Source organism: Sphingomonas sp. CFBP 8760, from assembly GCF_014841615.1.
GTDB lineage: Bacteria > Pseudomonadota > Alphaproteobacteria > Sphingomonadales > Sphingomonadaceae > Sphingomonas.
This window is the reverse complement of sequence record NZ_JACYUG010000067.1, coordinates 1-364: the sequence shown is the minus strand read 5'-3', so window position 1 is coordinate 364 and position 364 is coordinate 1. Positions and strand designations below refer to the sequence as shown.

Here is a 364-nt window from a genome sequence, read left to right as displayed (position 1 = left end):
GCGACGTGGTGGCCCGGTAAAACCACAGCACACTGCTCTGCCGAGTTTCGTGTCGGCCTTCGGGCTGATCCAGTGTTGTTGTTGGTGGTGTGGACTCTCAAGCGTGAGGTAAGGGCAATTCGTGGATGCCTTGGCATGTACAGGCGAAGAAGGACGTGGCACGCTGCGATAAGCGTCGGTGAGGTGTGAGCAACCTTTGACCCGACGATTTCCGAATGGGGAAACCCACCTATCCGATTAATCCATAGCTGAGCCGCTCGGCGGCACGCTTCATGCGTGCTGTCGCGGGGCTCTCTACGGGTTAATGGGGTCAGGTATCTTGAGACTGAATACATAGGTTTCGAGAAGCGAACCCGGTGAACTG

Annotated in this window: 1 rRNA gene; it reads left to right on the top strand. The window is 56.6% G+C overall.

The window, feature by feature from the left end:
* Nucleotides 1–98: 98 nt before the first annotated feature.
* Nucleotides 99–364: ribosomal RNA gene (locus tag IFT82_RS20375) — 23S ribosomal RNA — on the top strand; the annotation flags it as partial.